Source organism: Streptomyces sp. NPDC004838 (genome assembly GCF_053600955.1).
The window spans coordinates 36,604-54,332 of record NZ_JBSGAW010000044.1; the positions used below are offsets into that span (position 1 = coordinate 36,604).

The 17,729-nt window shown below is 70.7% G+C and carries 18 protein-coding genes and 1 pseudogene; 11 read left to right on the forward strand and 8 right to left on the reverse strand.

What is annotated here, in order from left to right; genetic code table 11:
* Position 1 precedes the first annotated feature (1 nt).
* From ACWEFL_RS33710 to ACWEFL_RS33725, 4 genes are read left to right on the forward strand one after another with little or no spacing between them, the layout of a single operon-like run.
* A complete protein-coding gene (locus ACWEFL_RS33710) occupies positions 2-487 on the forward strand; it encodes a rubrerythrin family protein (protein ID WP_451720339.1) in 486 nt (161 codons plus the stop codon).
* Positions 484-2,415 (forward strand): methyltransferase domain-containing protein, encoded by a 1,932-nt coding sequence (locus ACWEFL_RS33715; RefSeq protein WP_451720342.1) that lies wholly within the window; start codon positions 484-486, stop codon positions 2,413-2,415. Before ACWEFL_RS33710 ends, ACWEFL_RS33715 begins: the two co-directional genes overlap by 4 nt.
* Positions 2,408-3,661 (forward strand): sulfotransferase family protein, encoded by a 1,254-nt coding sequence (locus ACWEFL_RS33720; RefSeq protein WP_451720345.1) that lies wholly within the window; start codon positions 2,408-2,410, stop codon positions 3,659-3,661. The genes ACWEFL_RS33715 and ACWEFL_RS33720 overlap by 8 nt, the downstream gene beginning before the upstream one ends.
* Positions 3,636-4,589 (forward strand): dimethylarginine dimethylaminohydrolase family protein, encoded by a 954-nt coding sequence (locus ACWEFL_RS33725; RefSeq protein ID WP_451720348.1) that lies wholly within the window; start codon positions 3,636-3,638, stop codon positions 4,587-4,589. Before ACWEFL_RS33720 ends, ACWEFL_RS33725 begins: the two co-directional genes overlap by 26 nt.
* 19 nt (positions 4,590-4,608) lie before the next feature.
* Here ACWEFL_RS33725 and ACWEFL_RS33730 read toward each other — a convergent pair whose 3' ends face one another.
* Entirely contained in the window at positions 4,609-5,019 is a 411-nt protein-coding gene (locus tag ACWEFL_RS33730) for a DUF6027 family protein (protein ID WP_451720351.1), read from the reverse strand.
* Between the two features lie 75 nt (positions 5,020-5,094).
* On the opposite strand from ACWEFL_RS33730, the gene ACWEFL_RS33735 reads away from it, so the two are divergent.
* On the forward strand, positions 5,095-5,226 hold the full coding sequence (locus tag ACWEFL_RS33735; RefSeq protein WP_451720353.1) for a hypothetical protein: 132 nt from the start codon (positions 5,095-5,097) through the stop codon (positions 5,224-5,226).
* On the opposite strand, the gene ACWEFL_RS33740 is transcribed toward ACWEFL_RS33735, so the two are convergent.
* A complete protein-coding gene (locus tag ACWEFL_RS33740) occupies positions 5,168-5,794 on the reverse strand; it encodes an adenylyl-sulfate kinase (RefSeq protein ID WP_451720356.1) in 627 nt (208 codons plus the stop codon). The genes ACWEFL_RS33735 and ACWEFL_RS33740 overlap by 59 nt on opposite strands.
* Here ACWEFL_RS33740 and ACWEFL_RS33745 point away from each other — a divergent pair.
* Positions 5,720-5,947: an MbtH family protein gene (locus ACWEFL_RS33745; RefSeq protein ID WP_451720359.1), complete on the forward strand. Its 228-nt coding sequence runs from the start codon at positions 5,720-5,722 to the stop codon at positions 5,945-5,947. The two genes, ACWEFL_RS33740 and ACWEFL_RS33745, sit on opposite strands and share 75 nt — an antisense overlap.
* Positions 5,948-6,218: 271 nt before the next feature.
* On the opposite strand, the gene ACWEFL_RS33750 is transcribed toward ACWEFL_RS33745, so the two are convergent.
* Positions 6,219-7,700 (reverse strand): amidohydrolase family protein, encoded by a 1,482-nt coding sequence (locus ACWEFL_RS33750; RefSeq protein WP_451720362.1) that lies wholly within the window; start codon positions 7,698-7,700, stop codon positions 6,219-6,221.
* Between the two features lie 313 nt (positions 7,701-8,013).
* Complete coding sequence (locus tag ACWEFL_RS33755; RefSeq protein ID WP_451720365.1) at positions 8,014-8,646, reverse strand: TetR/AcrR family transcriptional regulator; 633 nt, start codon at positions 8,644-8,646, stop codon at positions 8,014-8,016.
* A gap of 124 nt (positions 8,647-8,770) precedes the next feature.
* Here ACWEFL_RS33755 and ACWEFL_RS33760 point away from each other — a divergent pair, with 124 nt between their 5' ends.
* Positions 8,771-9,709, forward strand: coding sequence for an alpha/beta fold hydrolase (locus ACWEFL_RS33760; protein ID WP_451720368.1), 939 nt, complete (start codon positions 8,771-8,773; stop codon positions 9,707-9,709).
* Positions 9,710-9,883: 174 nt separating this feature from the next.
* Positions 9,884-10,072, forward strand: coding sequence for a hypothetical protein (locus tag ACWEFL_RS33765; protein WP_451720370.1), 189 nt, complete (start codon positions 9,884-9,886; stop codon positions 10,070-10,072).
* 435 nt (positions 10,073-10,507) lie between these two features.
* Here the strand turns inward: ACWEFL_RS33765 and ACWEFL_RS33770 are convergent, their stop codons facing one another.
* The 4 genes from ACWEFL_RS33770 to ACWEFL_RS33785 form a co-directional block, all read right to left on the reverse strand.
* On the reverse strand, positions 10,508-11,665 hold the full coding sequence (locus tag ACWEFL_RS33770; protein ID WP_451720372.1) for an MFS transporter: 1,158 nt from the start codon (positions 11,663-11,665) through the stop codon (positions 10,508-10,510).
* Positions 11,666-11,857: 192 nt separating this feature from the next.
* Entirely contained in the window at positions 11,858-12,250 is a 393-nt protein-coding gene (locus ACWEFL_RS33775) for a MerR family DNA-binding transcriptional regulator (protein ID WP_451720375.1), read from the reverse strand.
* 232 nt (positions 12,251-12,482) lie between these two features.
* Entirely contained in the window at positions 12,483-13,151 is a 669-nt protein-coding gene (locus ACWEFL_RS33780; protein ID WP_451720378.1) for a dienelactone hydrolase family protein, read from the reverse strand.
* A complete protein-coding gene (locus ACWEFL_RS33785) occupies positions 13,135-13,680 on the reverse strand; it encodes a hypothetical protein (protein WP_451720380.1) in 546 nt (181 codons plus the stop codon). Before ACWEFL_RS33785 ends, ACWEFL_RS33780 begins: the two co-directional genes overlap by 17 nt.
* Positions 13,681-14,431: 751 nt before the next feature.
* Here ACWEFL_RS33785 and ACWEFL_RS33790 point away from each other — a divergent pair.
* The 3 genes and pseudogenes from ACWEFL_RS33790 to ACWEFL_RS33800 all read left to right on the forward strand — a co-directional run.
* Positions 14,432-15,967, forward strand: coding sequence for a hypothetical protein (locus ACWEFL_RS33790; protein WP_451720383.1), 1,536 nt, complete (start codon positions 14,432-14,434; stop codon positions 15,965-15,967).
* 30 nt (positions 15,968-15,997) lie between these two features.
* Positions 15,998-16,804, forward strand: a complete 807-nt coding sequence (locus tag ACWEFL_RS33795) for an NUDIX hydrolase (RefSeq protein WP_451720385.1) — start codon at positions 15,998-16,000, stop codon at positions 16,802-16,804.
* Between the two features lie 107 nt (positions 16,805-16,911).
* Positions 16,912-17,100 (forward strand): annotated as a pseudogene (locus ACWEFL_RS33800) (IclR family transcriptional regulator domain-containing protein); the annotation flags it as partial.
* Between the last annotated feature and the right edge of the window lie 629 nt (positions 17,101-17,729).

Sequence of the window (17,729 nt, forward strand, 5' to 3'; positions counted from 1 at the left end):
CATGGAACGAGACAGGGAAGACGGGGCACCGGACCAGTCCCTCGCCGACGGCGTGCGGGCCGCGTTCCTCGCCGAGGCGGCCACCGCGGCGCGGTACACCTACTTCGCCCAGGTCGCCGAGATCGAGGGGCACACCGAGGCGGCCCGGGTCTTCGGCGAGCTTGCCGAGAGCGTGGCCTGCGCCGCCCACGGGCACCTGGACGTCCTGCGCGACCTGCTGGGCGGCGACGATCCGGGCACCGGCCGCGCGCTCGGCCGCGCGCTCGGCGACACCCGCCGCAACCTCGCCGCGGCGATCAGCGGCGACCTCGGGGAGGCCACCGAACGCTACCCCGGCCTGGCGGCGCGGGCCCACACGGACGGCGTCGCCGATCTGGCGAGCTGGCTGGAGACACTGCGCACGTTGAAGAAGACGCACGTGGACCGGCTGGAGCAGGCCCTCACCGGGCTGACCGAGCCGCGGTTCGCCGGGAACGGAGCGCCATGACCACCGACTACACCGCCGAGGCGATCACCGTCTACTCCGGGCTGGAGGCGGTGCGCCGCAACCCGTCGATGTACGTCGGGTCGACCGGCTCGGACGGCGCCCACCACCTGGTGCTCGAACTGGTCGACAACGCCGTGGACGAGGCCGCCGCCGGGCACTGCGGCGCGATCTCGGTGGAACTGCACGGCGACGGCTCCTGCTCGGTCACCGACGACGGCCGGGGCATCCCCACCGACCCGCACCCGGAGGCCGGGATCCCGGCGTGTGAGCTCGTGCTCACCACACTGCACTCGGGGGGCAAGTTCGACCACTCCTCGTACGCGACCTCGGCCGGGCTGCACGGCGTCGGCCTGGCCTGCGTGAACGCGTTGTCGGAGTGGTTGCGGCTGGACGTGTGGCGCGACGGCGCGCACCACAGCGAGTCGTTCGCCAAAGGCTCGGTCGAGACCCCGCTCAAGCGGGTCGGGGACAGCGGCCGCCGCGGCACCCGGGTGTGGTTCCGCCCGGACCCGGAGATCTTCACCTCCTGCGCGCTCGACGCGGACCTGCTGCACGCCCGGCTGCTCGACATCGCGTACCTGCACCCGGGCCTGCGGGTCGATCTCACCGACCACCGCACCGGGCGGCACGAGTCGCTGTGCGAGACGACCGGGGTGCGGGGCCTGCTCGCGTACCGCGCCCGCGACGCCGAGAAGGTGCACGCCGAGCCGGCCACCATCACCTGGGCCGGGGACGGGTGCGTGATCGACGCCGCCGTCCAGTGGACCGAGGGGTACGCGGAGCAGATCTTCAGCTACGTCAACACCATCCGCACCGACCTGGGCGGGTCGCATGTGGACGCCCTGCGCGGCGCGCTGGCCGGGGTGGTGGCCGACCACCTCGGCCCGTCCGCGGACAAGATGACCGTGGTCGACATCCTGGAGGGGCTGACCGCGGTGATCGCGATCCGGATCCCGGACGCGCGGTTCGACGGCCAGACCAAACGCACCCTGCGCAACGACGACGCGGGCGCCCGCGTGTTCGACGTCGTCACCGAGCAGGCGCGGCGGGCGCTGGCGGCCGACCCGGAACTCGCCCGCCGCATCGCGATGCGGGCCATCGACGCGAGCCGGGCCCGGCTCGCCGCGCGGCTGGCCGGGCGGACGGCCCGCTCCCGGACCCGGGCCGTCGAGGTCGACTACGCGGTCTACCAGCGACAGTTCGGGATCCGCTCGAAGGACTGGCACGACTCGTGCGCCTGGCTCACCGACGAGGACCTGCTCGGCAAGCACGCGGAGCTGTGCGCGGTGCCGCCGGACGCGCGGATGCTGGACGTGTGCTGCGGCAGCGGCGTCGTCGGCGGCGCGTTCCGCGGCCGGGTCGGCGAGATGGTCGGGCTGGACCTCACCCCGGAGATGGCCGCGCTCGCCGCCACCCGGCTGGACGTCGTGCACCAGGGCACCGTCTACGACCTGCCGTTCCCCGACGCCAGTTTCGACCTCGTGGTCACCCGGGAGGTGCTGCACCTGCTGCCCCAGCCGGAGCGGCCGGTGTCGGAGATCTTCCGGGTGCTCCGGCCGGGCGGACAGTTCATCGTCGGGCAGATCGTGCCGTACGCGGACGTGGACGCGTTCTGGATGTTCCGCGTGTTCAAGAAGAAGCAGCCACTGCTGTACCAGATGTTCCGCGAGGAGGACTTCCGGGCGTTGCTCACCGGCGGCGGGTTCACCGACGTGCGGATGGAGGAGTACTTCCTGTGGGAGTCGATCGACCGGTGGATCGACACCCACGAGACGACACCGGCGAACCGGCAGGAGATCTACCGCCTCTACTACGACGCGCCACGCGAGGTACGCGCCGTACACCCGTTCGAGGTGCTGCCGGACGGCTCGGTGCGCGACCGGTGGCGGTGGTGCGTGTACTCGGTGCGGAAACCCGACCATGCCTAGCCGCACCGCGGATCGCCCGGTCGCCGAGGTCGTGCGCGGGCTGGAGGCGCTGCGGCCGCTACGGGGCACGCCGGTGCCGCACTTTTGCGCGAAAGTGCGCGATCTCGTCGTCGTCGCGTCGAGTTCGCGGGGCGGGTCGAGCATGCTCGCCGAACTGCTGCGGTCCTCGCCGCACCTGCTGCACCTGCGCGGTGAACTGAACCCGTTGCTGCGGCTGGTCGGCCTCGACCACCCGCACAGCGGCACCGGATCCGACGTGCTGGACGCGGCGCACTGGCACGGGCTTCAGCCACACTCCCGGGCGTTGTTCGAGGCGGAACTGGCACTGGACGCGGGCTCTCCCGGCACCGGCGTGGAGAACCTGGCGGCGGACGCGGCGTGGCGGCTGGTCGTGCAGTGGCCGGGGCTGGACCTCGATCCCGTCGACCTGGTGCGGACCGCCGAGGCGGTACTGGACCGCGATCTCCCCCGGTTCGCGCGGGCGCTGATCGGCAGGGCCGGCGTGAACCCGTGGTACTACGACCTTCCCGGGCAGTCACCGGGACCACGACCGGCCGGGCCGCCCGGTGACGTGCTGCTCGAAGAGCCGCCCTTCGTCCTGCCCCGCCCGTGGCGCCCCGCGGACGAACACGATCTCGCCACGAAGCCACTGGTGATCAAGACACCGGGCAACGCCTACCGGCTCGGCTTCCTGCGGGCCGCGTTCCCCAACGCGCGCCTGCGGGTGCTGCACCTGACCAGGAACCCGGCCGCGTCGATCAACGGCCTGGTCGACGGGTGGCTGCACCACGGATTCCACGCGTACCGGCTGGACGAACCGCTGCGCATCGCCGGATACGCCGACATGCGGCCGGCCGACCGGCACTGGTGGAAGTTCGACCTGCCACCCCGCTGGCCCGCGTACACCGCCGCCGCCCTGCCCCGGGTCTGCGCCCACCAGTGGTTGTCGAGTCACCGTGCGGTGCTCGCACGCGGGGCGGATCACACGGTCCGATTCGAGAACCTGATCAGCGGTCCGCACGCCCGCGCGGACGCCGTCGAGCGGATCGCGGACTGGCTGGGGATCCCGTTCGACGGGCCGCTGAAGCGGGCCGCGGCCGACGGCATCGCCGCCACTGTGGCCACCGCCGCACCACGCCCCGGCCGGTGGCGGGCGCGGGAGCGGGAAATCCGGTCCGCGCTGAGCGCCGACGTGCTCGCGATGGCGGAGAGGCTTGGCTATGCCCGTGACGACCACTGGATCTGAACTGAGCACCCACGGCGGCCCGGGGTGGGTCCCCCGGGCGGCGTCGCATGTGGACGAAGTCGCGGCCGGAGATGTGTGGACGCCGTGCGGGTACCGGTCGGAGACGGCCGCGCTGCGGTCGGTGCTGCTGGTCCGCCCGCCGGACAGCATCGCCGCGGTACGACGGCCGGGGGCCTCGCTCATGCTCGGGCCGGTGGATCTCCCGGCGATGCGGGCGCAGTGCGACGCGCTGGCGGACCGCCTGCGGGACAACGGGGTCGAGGTACACCTGACGTCCCCCGCGGCGACGCCGAACGTGGTGTTCGCGCGAGACCTGTTCTGGATGACCCCGGCCGGGGCGGTCCTGGCGCGGATGGCGTCGGCGCAGCGGGCCGGCGAGGAACGGCATGCCGCGCTCGCGCTGGCCGAGGCCGGGTTCCCCATCCTGCGCACGGTGTCCGGCACCGCCGTGTTCGAGGGCGCCGACGCGCTGTGGATCGACCCGTCGACGGTGATCGTCGGTACCGGGTTCCGCACGAACGCGGCCGGCGCGGCCGAGGTCGCCTCGGCGGTCGCGGGACTGGGGGCGCGGGTGGTGACGGTGCCGCTGGCACCGGGCGTACAGCACCTGCTGGGGACCGTGGTGTTCCTCGACCCGTCCACCGCCGTCATCCACCGGGCGGCGAGCCCACCGGAGTTGGCGGCGCTCCTCGCCGAGTACGGCTACCGGGTGATCGCGCTGCCCCCGGACGAGGAACTGCTCGTGCGGCGCGGGATGAACCTGCTGGTGCTCGCGCCGGGCCGGGTGCTGATGCCCGCGGGCTGCCCGGGAATCCGGCGGACGCTGGAGCGGGCGGGTGCGGCCGTCGACGAGATCGACATCGGCGAGTACCTGCGGGCGGCCGGCGGGATCGGCTGCGTGACCGGGGTGGTGCGCCGTGAGCACTGAGAGCCGCTCACTTCGCCGACTACTGAGGCGGGTACACCGTGGGGTCGTCCAGCGGCACCTTCAGCCAGGAGATCATCTGCCGGAGCTGGTGGTACGCCGCGAGCCGCTGCTCGTCGGAACCGGCCTCCTCCGCGGCCGCGATCGGCTCCCACAGGCGCGGCACCATCACCGGCCCGAGTTCGAGCAGGCCGCCGCTGCCCCCGGTGGCCCACTTCGCCAGCACATACCGGACGATCGCGCCGACCGGGATGTCCAGGTTCCGGGACATGCCGCGCACGGTCTCCAGCGGATCGAGGAGCCCGTAGTCGACCACCTCGGCCTTGAAGTTGGCATGCGGGTCGTCCGGTGGCCAGCACCGTTCCCACCGGCGCAGCCGAACCGCCGGCGTACCGGTCGCGTCGTAGGCCAGGTCATCCATGTCGCCGTCCATACCGCCACCCTAAGGGCGGCACCGAGCTTGTCCGACCGGGCAAGGATGAACACCGAAGTGAGGAAAGGAGAACCAGTGAACGAGAACCTTCGTGAGGAGCAAGTCGCGCTCGTTCCGGCCGACTCGGGCACCGCGACCAGCGGCACCGTTACGGCCGACGACGAGGCGATCCGTCAGCAGCTGCGCAGCCTCGGCTACCGCATCTGACCGAACCGCCCCGGCCCTCCCGCACGGGCGGGCCGGGGCGTCCCCGCGAAGGAGGCCGAGCAGACCGGCCACGCACCCGCCGAGGGCGGTGGCGGTCGGCACGCGGCCGCAGCCGGGGTGCCTCGGGCAGCCCGTACGGGCCGTCCACCCCGGTCGACCCGGTCATCCCGGTGATCCGGCCGGCGTTCGCCGTGGCGTGCAGTCCCTTCACGTCGCGCCGCACGCACACCTCCAGCGGCGGTCCACCCGCACTTCCAGGTAGCCGGTCCCGGCCGTCCCCGTCCAGCACCCGCGCCGGCCCGGGCAGCCGCGGTGCCGGCGCCGCGGCTGCCGCGGACTCGCCCGAGCTGGGCAGGCCGGTGAACCAGACGGTCCTCCCGCCACGCGGAAGGCCGGGCGCCCGGACCCCCTTTCGCCGGGGGGCACCGTGCTGGAGGGCGGGAGTGTTGACCACCCGGCGGCGCGTTGTAGGGTGCGGCGACTGGGAGGCGCCATGGCTGAGACGACCAACCCGTTCGACGACGAGAACGGAGTGTTCTGGGTGCTGCGCAACGACGAGGACCAGCACTCGCTGTGGCCGGAGTTCGCTCCGGTGCCCGCCGGGTGGCAAGTGGCGCACGGCCCGGACGGCCGGGCGGCGTGCCTGGCTTACGTCGAGGAGAACTGGACCGACCTGCGTCCGGCCTCCCTGCGCCGCGCCATGCACGACTCGACCGGGTGAGCTACCGGACGCAGACACGGTCTTCACAGTGGCGGCGGTGGCGGACCGCTTCGTCATTCGAGAAAGATCACCTAACGAGTCGAGGCCGGTCATCACGCAGACTTCACCCGATTGGGCACAGGGGCATCGAGACCTTCTCCCCCCGCCCCGCCGCCGTCTGAGAAGGCACCAGGTCTTCGGCTGCCTCACCGCGGCCGGGACTCGCAGCGGCATCAACACGCCCTCGCGGCACAACCGTCACGTGTCCGGGTCCACGGGGAAACTTCAGAGTTCAGGGCGACTTGGGAGGAGAGGTGAGGTCCTGCTGCAGGCCGGCGCGTCGCGCCACGGCCTGCATGGACTCCTCGGCTCGGCGGAGCAGCGCGAGTAGGTCTGTGTGGAGGAGCCGGCCGTGGCGTTTGACCAGTCGGCCCGCGACCAAGACGGTGTCCACGTCGGCCGGCTGTGCGGAGTAGAGCACGAGAGGCGGTGGGGGCACGCGGAGAAAGCGGCCCATCCCTGGGGAGTCGGTATTGATCATGATGATGTCGGCTTGTTTGCCGGGCGTGAGCGAGCCGACGGTGGAGCCCAGGCCGATGGCGTGGGCGGCCTCGATGGTCGCCAGTTCCAGCACTCGTCTGGGGTCGACCGCGGTTTCCTCCCGGGCCGAGCCCGACTCCGTCAGGGCCAGCAGGCGCATGGCACCGAACATGTCTCCGCTGCCGGCCAAGGCGTTGCCGTCGATTCCGAGCCCCAGCCTGCGAACCCGTGCATAGTCCGCGAGGCGCGTGATCCCGTATCCGACCCGCTGCTCGGTGACCGGGGTCAGGGCCAGAGCGGCGCCGGCTCGGTTGAGGGCGTCGAGCTGCTCTGAGGTGGCATCGGTGGCGTGAATGACCTGGACATCGGTGCCGAGGTATCTGCCCTCGATGAGTCCGTCGAGTTGCTTGCGGCCGTTGGGCCCGCTGGCGTGCGTGGAGACAGGCAGCCGGAGACGCCGGGCGGTCTGCATCTCCTCTCGGGCGACTGCCTCTTCCTCGCGGGATCCCCCTCCTGGGCCGCGCCAGCCGAGTCCCAGGGTCAGCAGGCCCCCTGCCGACCAGGCGGCTTCCCAGTCGTCGGCCAGCTGTTCGAGGTGCTTGAGATCGACGGTCTTTCCGGCGGGCAGGTCATCGTTGGGGCCGTAGAGGTAGCGGGCGCGCAGTCCTGCGGCCTGGTGGGCTCGCAGTGCCTGCTCGGCGTAGTCGGGCCGGCGGACGTTGTCGCAGAAGTCGACGGTCGTGGTGACTCCGGCCCAGAGGAGTTCTGCGGCTCCCAGAAGGGTGCCGGTCTTGATGTCCTCGGCACGGTAGTGGCGGCCGAGTCGCTTGCTCAGCGAGAAGTAGGCGGTGTCCCGGGTGTTCGCGAACAGGCCGCGCATCTGGGTGAGCCACAGGTGGTTGTGGGTGTCGACGAAGCCGGGCATGGTGATCATGCCCCGGCCGTCGATCTCCGTGGCTGAGCCGGCCTTCAGGGATGTGCCGACCCGTTCGATGGTCCCGTTGTCGATCAGGATGTCGGCGTCCTCGACATCGCCGAGGCCGGGGTCCATGGTCAGCCCAAGTGTCTTGCGGATCACCGTGCGGCCGGGAGGAGTCCCGGTCGGCTGCGGGTCGGCGCCCTCCGCCGGCCGCCCGCCGTCGCACGCGGCCGTGCCGGAGGCCGCAGCGCCGACGACGAGTCCAAGACCGGCCAGCACCCTGCGGCGTGACCATCCCGACGGGCGTGACTCCATGCCTCCGTGCCTCCTTCTGACCCGTTCTCCGGGACCGGCGTGTGCCTCACCGGCTCTGCCCGCCGATGGGTCCCTGGTTCCCGCCCTGCCGTAGTACAGGGCAGCGCCTCCTCGGTGTGCGCAGCGGGTCCGGTGCCGGCGGGCGTACGTCACCTGCCGACAGGGCGGCTCCGCACCTTCACGCGCCTGCTCGCTCAGATTCAGACCACTGACGACTCTTGCATACCACCCGCACTGGGCGGGTGACGCGGCGGAGTTCGCCGCGTCGCCCGGCGGCCTCGGCGGCGGGGGACCGCGCGCGTACCACGGAGCGTCAGATGCGGTCCCCGGGTGTCGACGTCGCGGAGGTCGCGAGAATCCGGTCCAGGTGGTGGTGGAGTACCGCGATGGCCGACTCCGGATTCCGCTGACCCACCAGGATGCTGGTGCCCATGGCCGCCGCCATCGCGAGCAGGCTGATCGCCTCTGTGCGGGCGTCGATACCGGGATCGGCCAGGTCTGCCGCCCGGGCCTGTTCGAGGAGGCCGGTCAGGGCGTTCTCCGCGGCGTCGGGGTCGTCGGTGAACGGCTGGGCGGCCAGCGCCTCGTCGGTCACGGACAGGATCGAGTAGGAGCTGTAGACGAGGTGGAAGGTGCGGCTCTCCTCGTCGGTCGGGAGGGAGGCCAGCAGCAGCGCCTCGATGGCGGCGCGCGGGTCCGGGTCCGGACCCGCGGCCGCCAGGCGGGCGCCGACGCGTGCGGTGAAGCGGCCGGTCAGGTACTGGAGCCCGTAGAAGAGGAGCTTCTCCTTGGTCTCGAAGTAGTACTGCACGAGCCGGAGTGACACGCCGGCCTCGGCGGCCACGTCGCGCATGCCGACGGCGTGCAGCCCGCGCCGTCCGGCGACCCGGATGAGCGCCTCGGCGATCTGGGTGCGCCGTTCCTCGTGGTCCACGCGTTTCGGCATGCGCCGGTGTCTCCGCCCGTCGGTGGTGGGTTCGTGGTCCAGGCTCCCCGGACCCTCTTTATGGTACCGCCGTATCAGCATCATGGTACGGTCGTATCACGAAGAATCTTCCCGGAGGTGCCCCGTGCCCGAGAACACGACCCGTGTGCGCCGCGACGTCGGCCGCTACGTCAACGACGAGCTCCGCGACCGCTACTTCGCCGCCGGCGACGTGCTCTACGCGATGGGTGCACCCATCCGCTCCGAGACGGACGTCGAGACCGGCTTCGGCACCACGCACGTCTACCGGTACGGCCCCAGGAACCCCGAAGCCGAATCCCGCACCCCGATCGTCCTGATCCACGGCGCCGGCTACTCCTCCGCCATGTGGTACCCCAACACCCCCGGGCTCAGCCTCGACCGCCCCGTCTACGCTCTCGACACCCCCGGCGATGCAGGCCGCAGCGTCCACCGCGAGCCGATGTGGCAGCCCGAGCGGGCCGCCCAGTGGATGGACGAGGCCCTCGACGCCCTCGGCCTCGACCGGGTCCACCTCGTCGGCTCCTCGTACGGCGGCTGGCTCGTGCTCAACCAGGCCCATCGGCGCCCTGAACGGCTCGCCTCCGTCACCGCCCTCGACCCCGGCGGCCTGGAGAAGGTGGGGCTGCGCTTCTTTGCCTGGGTGTTCATCAGCCTGTTCGCGACCTTCGCCCCCAAGGCGCTGCGTCCGCGTCTCGCCGCCTGGCTGGACCAGCCGGTCATCGCCGTCCCCGAGATGCGGAAGTGGATCCGGCTCGGCGCACGTGCGTTCCGGATCCGCCGCCCCGCACCCCTGCCGCTTTCCGAGGACGCGCTGCGATCCATCCGGACTCCGCTCTACCTCATCATGGGCAAGCACAGCCTGCTCGTACACCCGAGACGGCAGCTGGAACGCGTACCGCGCCTCGTCACCGGAGCCCGCGCCGAGATCATCGCCGCAACGGGCCACGGACCGCAGATCGACCACCCCGAGGTCGTCAACGCCCGGATGCTCGGCTTCATGGAAGACGTCGATTTCCCGACCCCTGCCACAACCGACGCGTAGGACTGGAGGGACACCGGCGCCGACGTCAAGGCTTGCGGACCGACCTCCTCGTCATCACCGGATCCGGCTCTTCAACCGCCTGGTACGCGACCCGTCCGCCCGGGCCGCTCGTCTTCGTCCGCCCTTCGGGGCGGCAACCGCTCCCGCAACACCGGTCCGCGTCCTCGACGCCGTGTGCGGCCGTCAGGTGGGGGTCCGCGGTGCCTCCAGTTCGAACTGGAGGTCGAGGAGGCCGGTGAGTTCGATTTCGAGGGTGTGGGCGCGGCGGCCGTTGTCGCGGAAGTATGCCTCGCCCAGGGCTTCGGCGGCGATCTGGCGGAGCTGGTCCTCGTCGGTGCACCCCCAGCCGGAAGCTGCCCGTGATGCTTGCCGCCGCGCTCCACGACTTCGACGGCAGCGACGATCCCGTGCGGCTGGTCGTGTCGGAGAGCGCCTTCCAGCACGGACCCGTGATGCCGATCCCAGCGACTCCCGTGCAGACCGAAGCCGATCTCGCCGCCATCGTCGCCGACAAGCGAGAAGCTGTCATCGTGGCCTGCGCCCTCCTCTCGGACCTGCTGGCAGGCATGGGAGCGCACCAGCCTCACGCAACTATGGACTACAGGCGCGACCATGCGCCTGTAGACCTTGGTTCGCGCGTTCAACGGCCTCGATGCAGGTTCTCTCCCCATAGGGTTCCCGACCGTAACGCTCATTCCCCGATGTACCTGGAGAGGGCAAGGTTCCGCGGCGATCGGCTTGGGGTTCTCGCTGCGCTTGCGCTCTCGGCATCTCCCGCAGGACAGGTGGCCGGGGCTGTCATGTTGCCTGCTCTTCGGTCGCCCCGCTGGGGTAATGACGAACTGCCAGCGCCATGAACCCTAGCCCCAGCACGATCACCACAGCCGCCGCCGCGAGCAACGCGGGCCCACCGCCGAGGGAGAGCGCGACGCCTCCCATGCCTCCTGCGGCGGCGATTCCGACGTACAGGCCGCTGGTATTCAGAGCGACTGCCTCAGTACCCGCCGCTCTGGCCACGCGCAGGGCACGGGTGTTCATCGGCGGGTTGTACCCCCAGACCGCAGTACCCCACACAGCCAGGAGCACAGCGACGACCCAGAACGGAGCCTGACCACCGAACGCCGGGCCGAGGAGCGCCAGCAGAATGGTCGCACCAGCGATGACCGACAGGAAGATCAGGATCGTGCGATCAGCGCCCCAGCGGTCGTTGAGACGTCCGCCGATCACGGTGCCGACTGCTCCGGCGATCCCGATCACGCCGATAGCCACCGGCACCAGCCACCGGTCAGCACCGGTGACATCGGTGAGGACGGGGGCGATGAAGGTGTAGGGCATGAAGCCCGCTGTCGCACCGATGACGGTGCCGACGACGCAACTGAGCACCGCCGGACGGCGCAGCAGCACGAGCCGGTCGCGCACGCCGACCGACGGCCCGGCAGGAATCCGCGGCACAGTGAGCGCCGTGACAAGCACCGCCAGCAGCGTCAGTGCCGCCACCAGGAGGAATGTCGCCTGCCAGCCGAAGACCCCGCCGATCCAGGAACCCAGCGGCACGCCGATCACCAGGGAGACCGTGAGCCCGGCGGCTACCACACCGACCGCGCGGCCGGTGCGATCAGACGGCGCGAGCGATCCCGCCATGGCGAACGCCGCCGGGGTGATCGCCGCACCCACGACGGCGGCCGCGATCCGCAGGCCCATCAGTGCCGCATAGTTCGGGGCGAACACCGTGGCGATGTTGACCACGGCGAACACCGCGAGCCCGCCGACGATCAGCGCTCGCCTGGACAGCCGTGCGGTCAGTAGCGCCATGACCGGAGCGGCCACCGCATAGACCAGCGAGAACACCGTGACCAGTTGCCCGGCGACGGCCTCGCTGACCTCGAACGCGGTGGCCAGCTCGGGCAGGATGCCAGCGATGATGAAGTCATCGGTGCCGATGACGAATGCCGCCATCAGCAGACCGGGCAGCCACGCCATCGACGGGCCGGCGGCAGATGTGGAGTGAGGGGCGGACATAGACGAGCGGGCCTCCGTCGAACGAGATGCACTGATCCCGCGACGGTAGAAACCTGCCGCTAGCGTCAAGGTCAAGCCGCAGCTCCCCTCGACCGTGCCCTTGTCAGCCGACGGGTGGCCCGCTGCGGGTTACGCCTCGTTTCCCAGGGAGGCGGCAACCTCTGTCGAATGCGCGTGCAGACGATCACGCGTGCGCTCAAGACGGGCGATGAGTTCGTTCAAGGTGTCCAGCCGCGCCTGGATCGGTGTCAGTTCCGCCTGACAATGGGGTCTGTCAGCCAACGGCTCGTCAAGGCAGCCCTCTTCGATCTGAGGACGGATGTCATCGCTGCTCAGCCCGAGGTCGAGCAGCGACTTGATATTGGCCGCGCGAATCGCCATGCGACGGTCATAGGCCCGATAGCCATTCGGCTTGCGGATCGGAACGATGAGCCCCTGCTGTTCATAGTGGCGCAGAGCACGAGGAGTCACACCGATACGCTCGGCCAGCCTGCCGATTCCTACAGTCTCGTTGCTATCCACCACTCCGACTCTACCGACGCCCTCCGGCCCGGAGCCAACTCCGCAGCACATAGCTGAGCGCCTTCCGGATCGCCTTCGAAGGACGCCTCACCCCCACCACCCACTGACACCTCGACAACCAAGATCAGCCGGTTGATTGGACAGACCCTGCGCCCGCTGCGCGACCCGGACGCCCCAGAGCCGGACGAAGACGACGACGGCGGGCAGGAGTGAGTGTCAGGAGCCGATCGGATCAATCCGTGACGGGCAGGCACTCGGCGAGCAGGGCGACGATGTCACGCCAGGCTCGCTGTGCGTGCCGTGGGTGGTAGCCGACGCCGGGAGGCACGGTGTGGTCGACCGGCGGGTGGTGGAAGGCGTGCAAGGCGCCGCCGTAGACCACGAGGCGCCAGTCGACGCCCGCGGCCTGCATCTCCGCGGTGAACGCCTCCCGTTGCCCGGGCGGCATGATCGGGTCTTCCGACCCGACCCCGGCCCATACCGGGCAGCGAATGCGTGCCGCCTCGCCCGGTCGGCCCGTGGTCAGTGCGTTGACTGTCCCAATCGCGCGCAGGCCGACGCCATCGCGACCGAGTTCCAGTGCGACCGCGCCCCCGGTGCCGTAGCCGACGGCGGCGATACGGTCGGGATCGGCCCGTGGCTCGGCACGCAACACGTTGAGCGCGGCGTGACCGATTCCTCGCATGCGGTCGGGATCGGCGAGCAGCGGCATGCAACGGGCCAACATTTCCTCTGGGTCTTCCACATAGCGTCCGCCGTGGAGGTCGAAGGCCAGCGCCACGTACCCCAGCTCGGCCAGAGCCCCGGCCCGCCGGCGCTCGACATCGCTGAGCCCCATCCCCTCGGGTCCGGTTGGGCGTGCGGGAATGAGGCGGGTGGGTGAATCAGGCGGTGGCGCCATGGCGCGTGGCCGCGGCCACGATGTGGTGGCGGGTGACACGGCCGATCTCGTGCCAGAACGGCTTCGCCGTCAGATAGGCCCCCAGCGTGGAGAGAACTCCGAGGGAGACGTCGACGCTGATCCGGCCCTGCTTGGCCCAGTAGACGTCCTGCAGGTCCAGCAGGAGTGCGAACTCGTCGCAGATGAGCGCGGTGCCGCAGCCGTACGCGGCCGCGACGCCGGGGTGTCCCACCGCGCGCTCGTCACCGCGTACGGCGATCAGGCCCACGCCCGCGAGGGTGGCGATGCCGATGTTGTAGTGGTGCAGGTGTTCGCCACCGGCGGAGATGTTGCCCCACGGCAGCCACCCGCCCCGGATGCCGTGCGTGATGACGCGGACGGTGCCGAAGGTGACCCCGAAGGAGATCCACGTGATCAGCAACGACCGTTGCAGCGGCGTCAGATGCCGGTCCGCCGTCTCACGCCATCTGGTGACGAGCAGAGGGCGGTCCCGGTCCCGGCCTCGGCGGCGTGCTTCGGTGAGTCTCATGGCTGACCGGCCTCCCACGCCGAACCGGCATCCTCGAACGGCGTGAGAGCCGTCCAGGACACCGCCACTGGTGTGCGTTGTCGACGTTAGGCGCGGGGCCCCCGTCCCGCATGCCCGCCGCCGCTGGACGGGGCCGCTCGGGTGACGGCGGCGCGCCGGCCCGGCCGGCTCGCCGCCGTACGGGTTCAGCCGCGCTCGCTCACGTTCTCGAGGACACCGACGACGTGCACCCACCGGACGGTCTGCTCCGCATCCCGCGCACGCGCGTCAACACCGCCGGCCCCGTCCAGGTCGCCCCGCCCGACGCAGACGGGCGGGGACGGGCGGGGATGTGTGGCGTGGCCCGGTGCCCGAGGCGGGCGGGGTGCCGGTGGCGCGCGGTGAGGCGGTCCAGCCCCCGCGACGCCCCGGAGGCCGGTGCGGTGCGCCGTGGCGAGGGCGTGCAGTCGCGGTCGGCCGGGCCGCTCCGGCGCGCATCCGGGGCCGCGGCCGTGCGCCGGTGCCGATGGCGTGGCCGTACGCCCGGTGGACCGCGCGCCCGCGTCCGCCGGGCGCTCCCGCCGGGCCGCGCACCCCTGCCGGGGGTCCGTTCTCCCCGATCACCCGCCACCCCGGCAGTCACCGAATTCCCTTGCGTCACTCCTTTCCCGTCGCCGTACCCATCCCCGGTAATCCCGCCCGGACGCAACCCTGTTGCGGCTAGCCTTGCCACTCCGTAGACGCCCGGGCTGAAAGCACTTGAGGGAGAAGCATGCCGTCCGAGACCGGTGAGAACGACGAGGCGATAAAGCGGATCCGGCCTTCGGGACTCAAAAAGGGTGCGGTGATCGCCCAGTCCCTTGACAATCAGTGGGTCAGCACGGAAATGACCCGGACGATGATCGAGCAGGGAAAGTCCCTCCAGGACGTGGAAGAGGAGCGCAGCGGCGAAGTCCGCGCCGAGTACTTCCGTAGTCTCATCAACACCCGGCAGCTCGTGGCCAACCGGGTCTTCTTCTACAACAACCGGGCCGTCAGCCGGGATCTCGTCGAGGGCGGTGCGGCCCGCCGGGCCCACCAGAAACTGCTGGCGGACGGCACGCTCGTACCCTTTCTGCTCAACGAGAAGGAGCCCACCGAGCACCCGCCGGAGTGGATCGACTTCGATCAGGAGGCGTTCACCGCATGGCAGGAGACGGTCGGCCGGATGCGCTCCACCGAGCGGCTGACCTGCTTACGCATGTCGTGGAACGACGACGACAACCGCACCGACACAAGAAACGCGCTCTTCAATCCCTTCGCCGCCAGAGTGCAGGCGCTGACCGCGAAGGACATTCCGCTGCTGGGCTCCCAGGTGGGGGTTCCGGAGAACAGGCTGGATGCTTTCGCGGCCCGGATCGGTGAAGTCGTCCAGTTCAGCAATGAGAAGCGGACACGGAATGAGAACGTCGTCCGGGCCGGACTCTACGAGCAATTTGTCACCGTTCCCGGTACGCCGGTGTCCGACGGGCGGTACGACCGGGATAAACCGTTCTCGGGTGAGATCAAGCAGCTTCTCGATCTCATCTACAGCGTCAATCTCGCCGATGCCCTCGGCATGTATCCGCTGACCCCGAACGGCAGCCTGCGACGCGTCGCCCTCCAGGAGTGGCGCGATATCCGTACGGCCTCGGCGGGCCGGATCATCACGGATCCCGAGGAACTGCTGCTGTTCCTGCGGCGGCAGGCGTTCTCCGCGGTCCAGGACCGGCTCACCCTCGCAGCCGTCGACTCCCTGAGCCTGGAGGACATCTGGAACCTGCGCCAGAGCGACCCCTGGCACTCCTACATGGCGGCGTTCGACGAGCTGATCGCCGACCCCGTCTCCTTCCACGAGCGGGTGGGCCTGGTCTTCGACCGCTATGTGCGGCTCAACTCCGAGCTGATCCGGATCACCGGCTCCCGGCCGCGCGGGGGCGAGGTGGACGCCAACAAGTGGATGCCCGTCGTCGAGACGGTGGTCACCGTCGGCGGCGCGGTCTTCACCGCGATGACCGGCGACGAGATCTGGTCGCTGACGGGCGCGCTCGGCGCTGCGGCGAGCAAGTACGGCGGCTCCGTGCAACTGGTGCTGCGCAACCGGCGCGAGGGGAAGCGCGAACAGAAGTTCGCGCGGGAGATGGCCACGGTCCGTTTCGACTCCGCACGGGAGTGGGATCAGTTCCTGTCGATGGTCAGAGCGCTGCCCGGATACGCGGAGACGGGCGGCACGGCGACCGCGACCAGTTCGGCGACCATTCAGGAGAACGACCGGATCCCGGAGTACTGAGCCCCGCGGCCGGACTCCAGTGGGGGAGACATGACGGACTACGAGCGACTACGAGCCGAGCGACCCGAGTTGTTCGGCAACGAGACCGTCGGCGCGGACGGGATCGACATCCTCTTCGAGCCCGGCGAGATCGAGGCGGCGCGCCGTGCCGTGGGCACGGACGAACCGGTCGGGGTGGTGTACGAGGACCGGTTCGTCACCCTTCTCAGGGACGCGGTGCGCTTTCCGGGCGGGGAGCTGGGGCTGTACATACGCCTGGTGCACAAGGGCGCCGGCGCGGGTGCGGTGATCCTGCCGATCGTTGCCGGGGGTGCTCGGGGTACGGCGGACGGCGAGGCAGGGACGGAAACCGGGACCGGGACGGAAACCGGAGCCGGGACGGAGACCAGGGCCGGGACCGGGCGCGAATCCGATGCCGGCCCCGGGGGCTGCGGTTCCGGAGAACAGCGGATCGTCCTGATCGAGCACTACCGGCACGCCACCCGCCGCTGGCACTGGGAGGCGCCCCGGGGCATGGGGGCGCCGGGGGACGGCTCCGGCGCGGACAGCGCGCGGCGCGAGCTGTGGGAGGAACTCGGCGCGCTGGACATCGAGTTGATCCCCCTCGGGACGGTCCACGCCGACACGGGTCTGATCAGCGGCGGTGTCGAGATGTACGCGGCCCGAATCGCCGGTGTCGGAGCGCTGGACGTCGTCGAGGGCATCCGCCGCGCGGTCGCCCGGCCCTGGGGCGAGGTGGAACGGATGATCGCGTCGGGAGAGATCACCGACGGGTTCACCATCGCCGCGTTCACGCGGGCGCGGCTGGCCGGGGTGCTCACCCGGACGGACGGCTGACCGCGAGGCGTACGGCCGACGGTCCGGCGCTCCCGTCTGCCACACGTAACGAAGGCATCGCCGTCTACTTCCAGCGCTTCCGGGGCGTGGAAGTGCTCCTGGACCTGGTGTCGGCTATGGCGTACGAGGAGCAGGAGGCCGTACCCGGTGTGAGCCGCGTCGCCGCCTCCGTCTCCGCCGGCAGCGGGACCGCGATCGCCGCACTGTCAGTCGCCGTCCCCGTGGACCGGTACCACCGGACCCGGCTTGCCCCCGCGGTGCGCACCGCGGCACTGGGCCTGTCGCGCGCCCTGTGACATATCCGTTAGTGATCACTGGATGAGTGATGCGCTGGCCTGGGCATCTGGTGATCGTTTCAGGATTTTTTGCTGTGGTGTGGTGCGTCTCTGAGCTGGGTTTTCCGCAGAGGTGCGGAAGCCGGAGGGGTTCTGGAGCGCAGATTCAGTGATCGTCTTGGAATGTATTGATCGGCGTGGGATTTCTCTATCGTTGCGTGGTTCAGGTGGTTTGGTCTGTGCTGGTCAAGGGGCTGGCGGGCCGTGTCTGCGTGGCGGCGGCAGGAGCAGCGCCTGGCTTTCCGGAGCGTTGGCCAGGGCCGGCTGAGCTGTGTCGGCCCGCGACGAGGAAGCCGTTCTCCGACGTACTGATGACGCGGGTCGAGCCCGGTCAGGGGCGGGGCTGCGAAGGTGGACCGACTGCCTCGGCCAGCCGTGCGCCGTTTGCCTTCCGTGGCCAGCTCCCCACGCGGCCGGCGCCGCGTGACCGCGCGGTGCTGCATTCGTGGCGCGGGGTGATTCGCCTCGGTTTCAGCATCCTGGGTGGAAGTCGTGCCGTACGGACCCGCAGGTGTGTACTGTTTGAGCATGGACGAGACATACCCGCTCGTGCAGGCCCGCAACGAGCTCGGACAACTGGTCAACCGCGT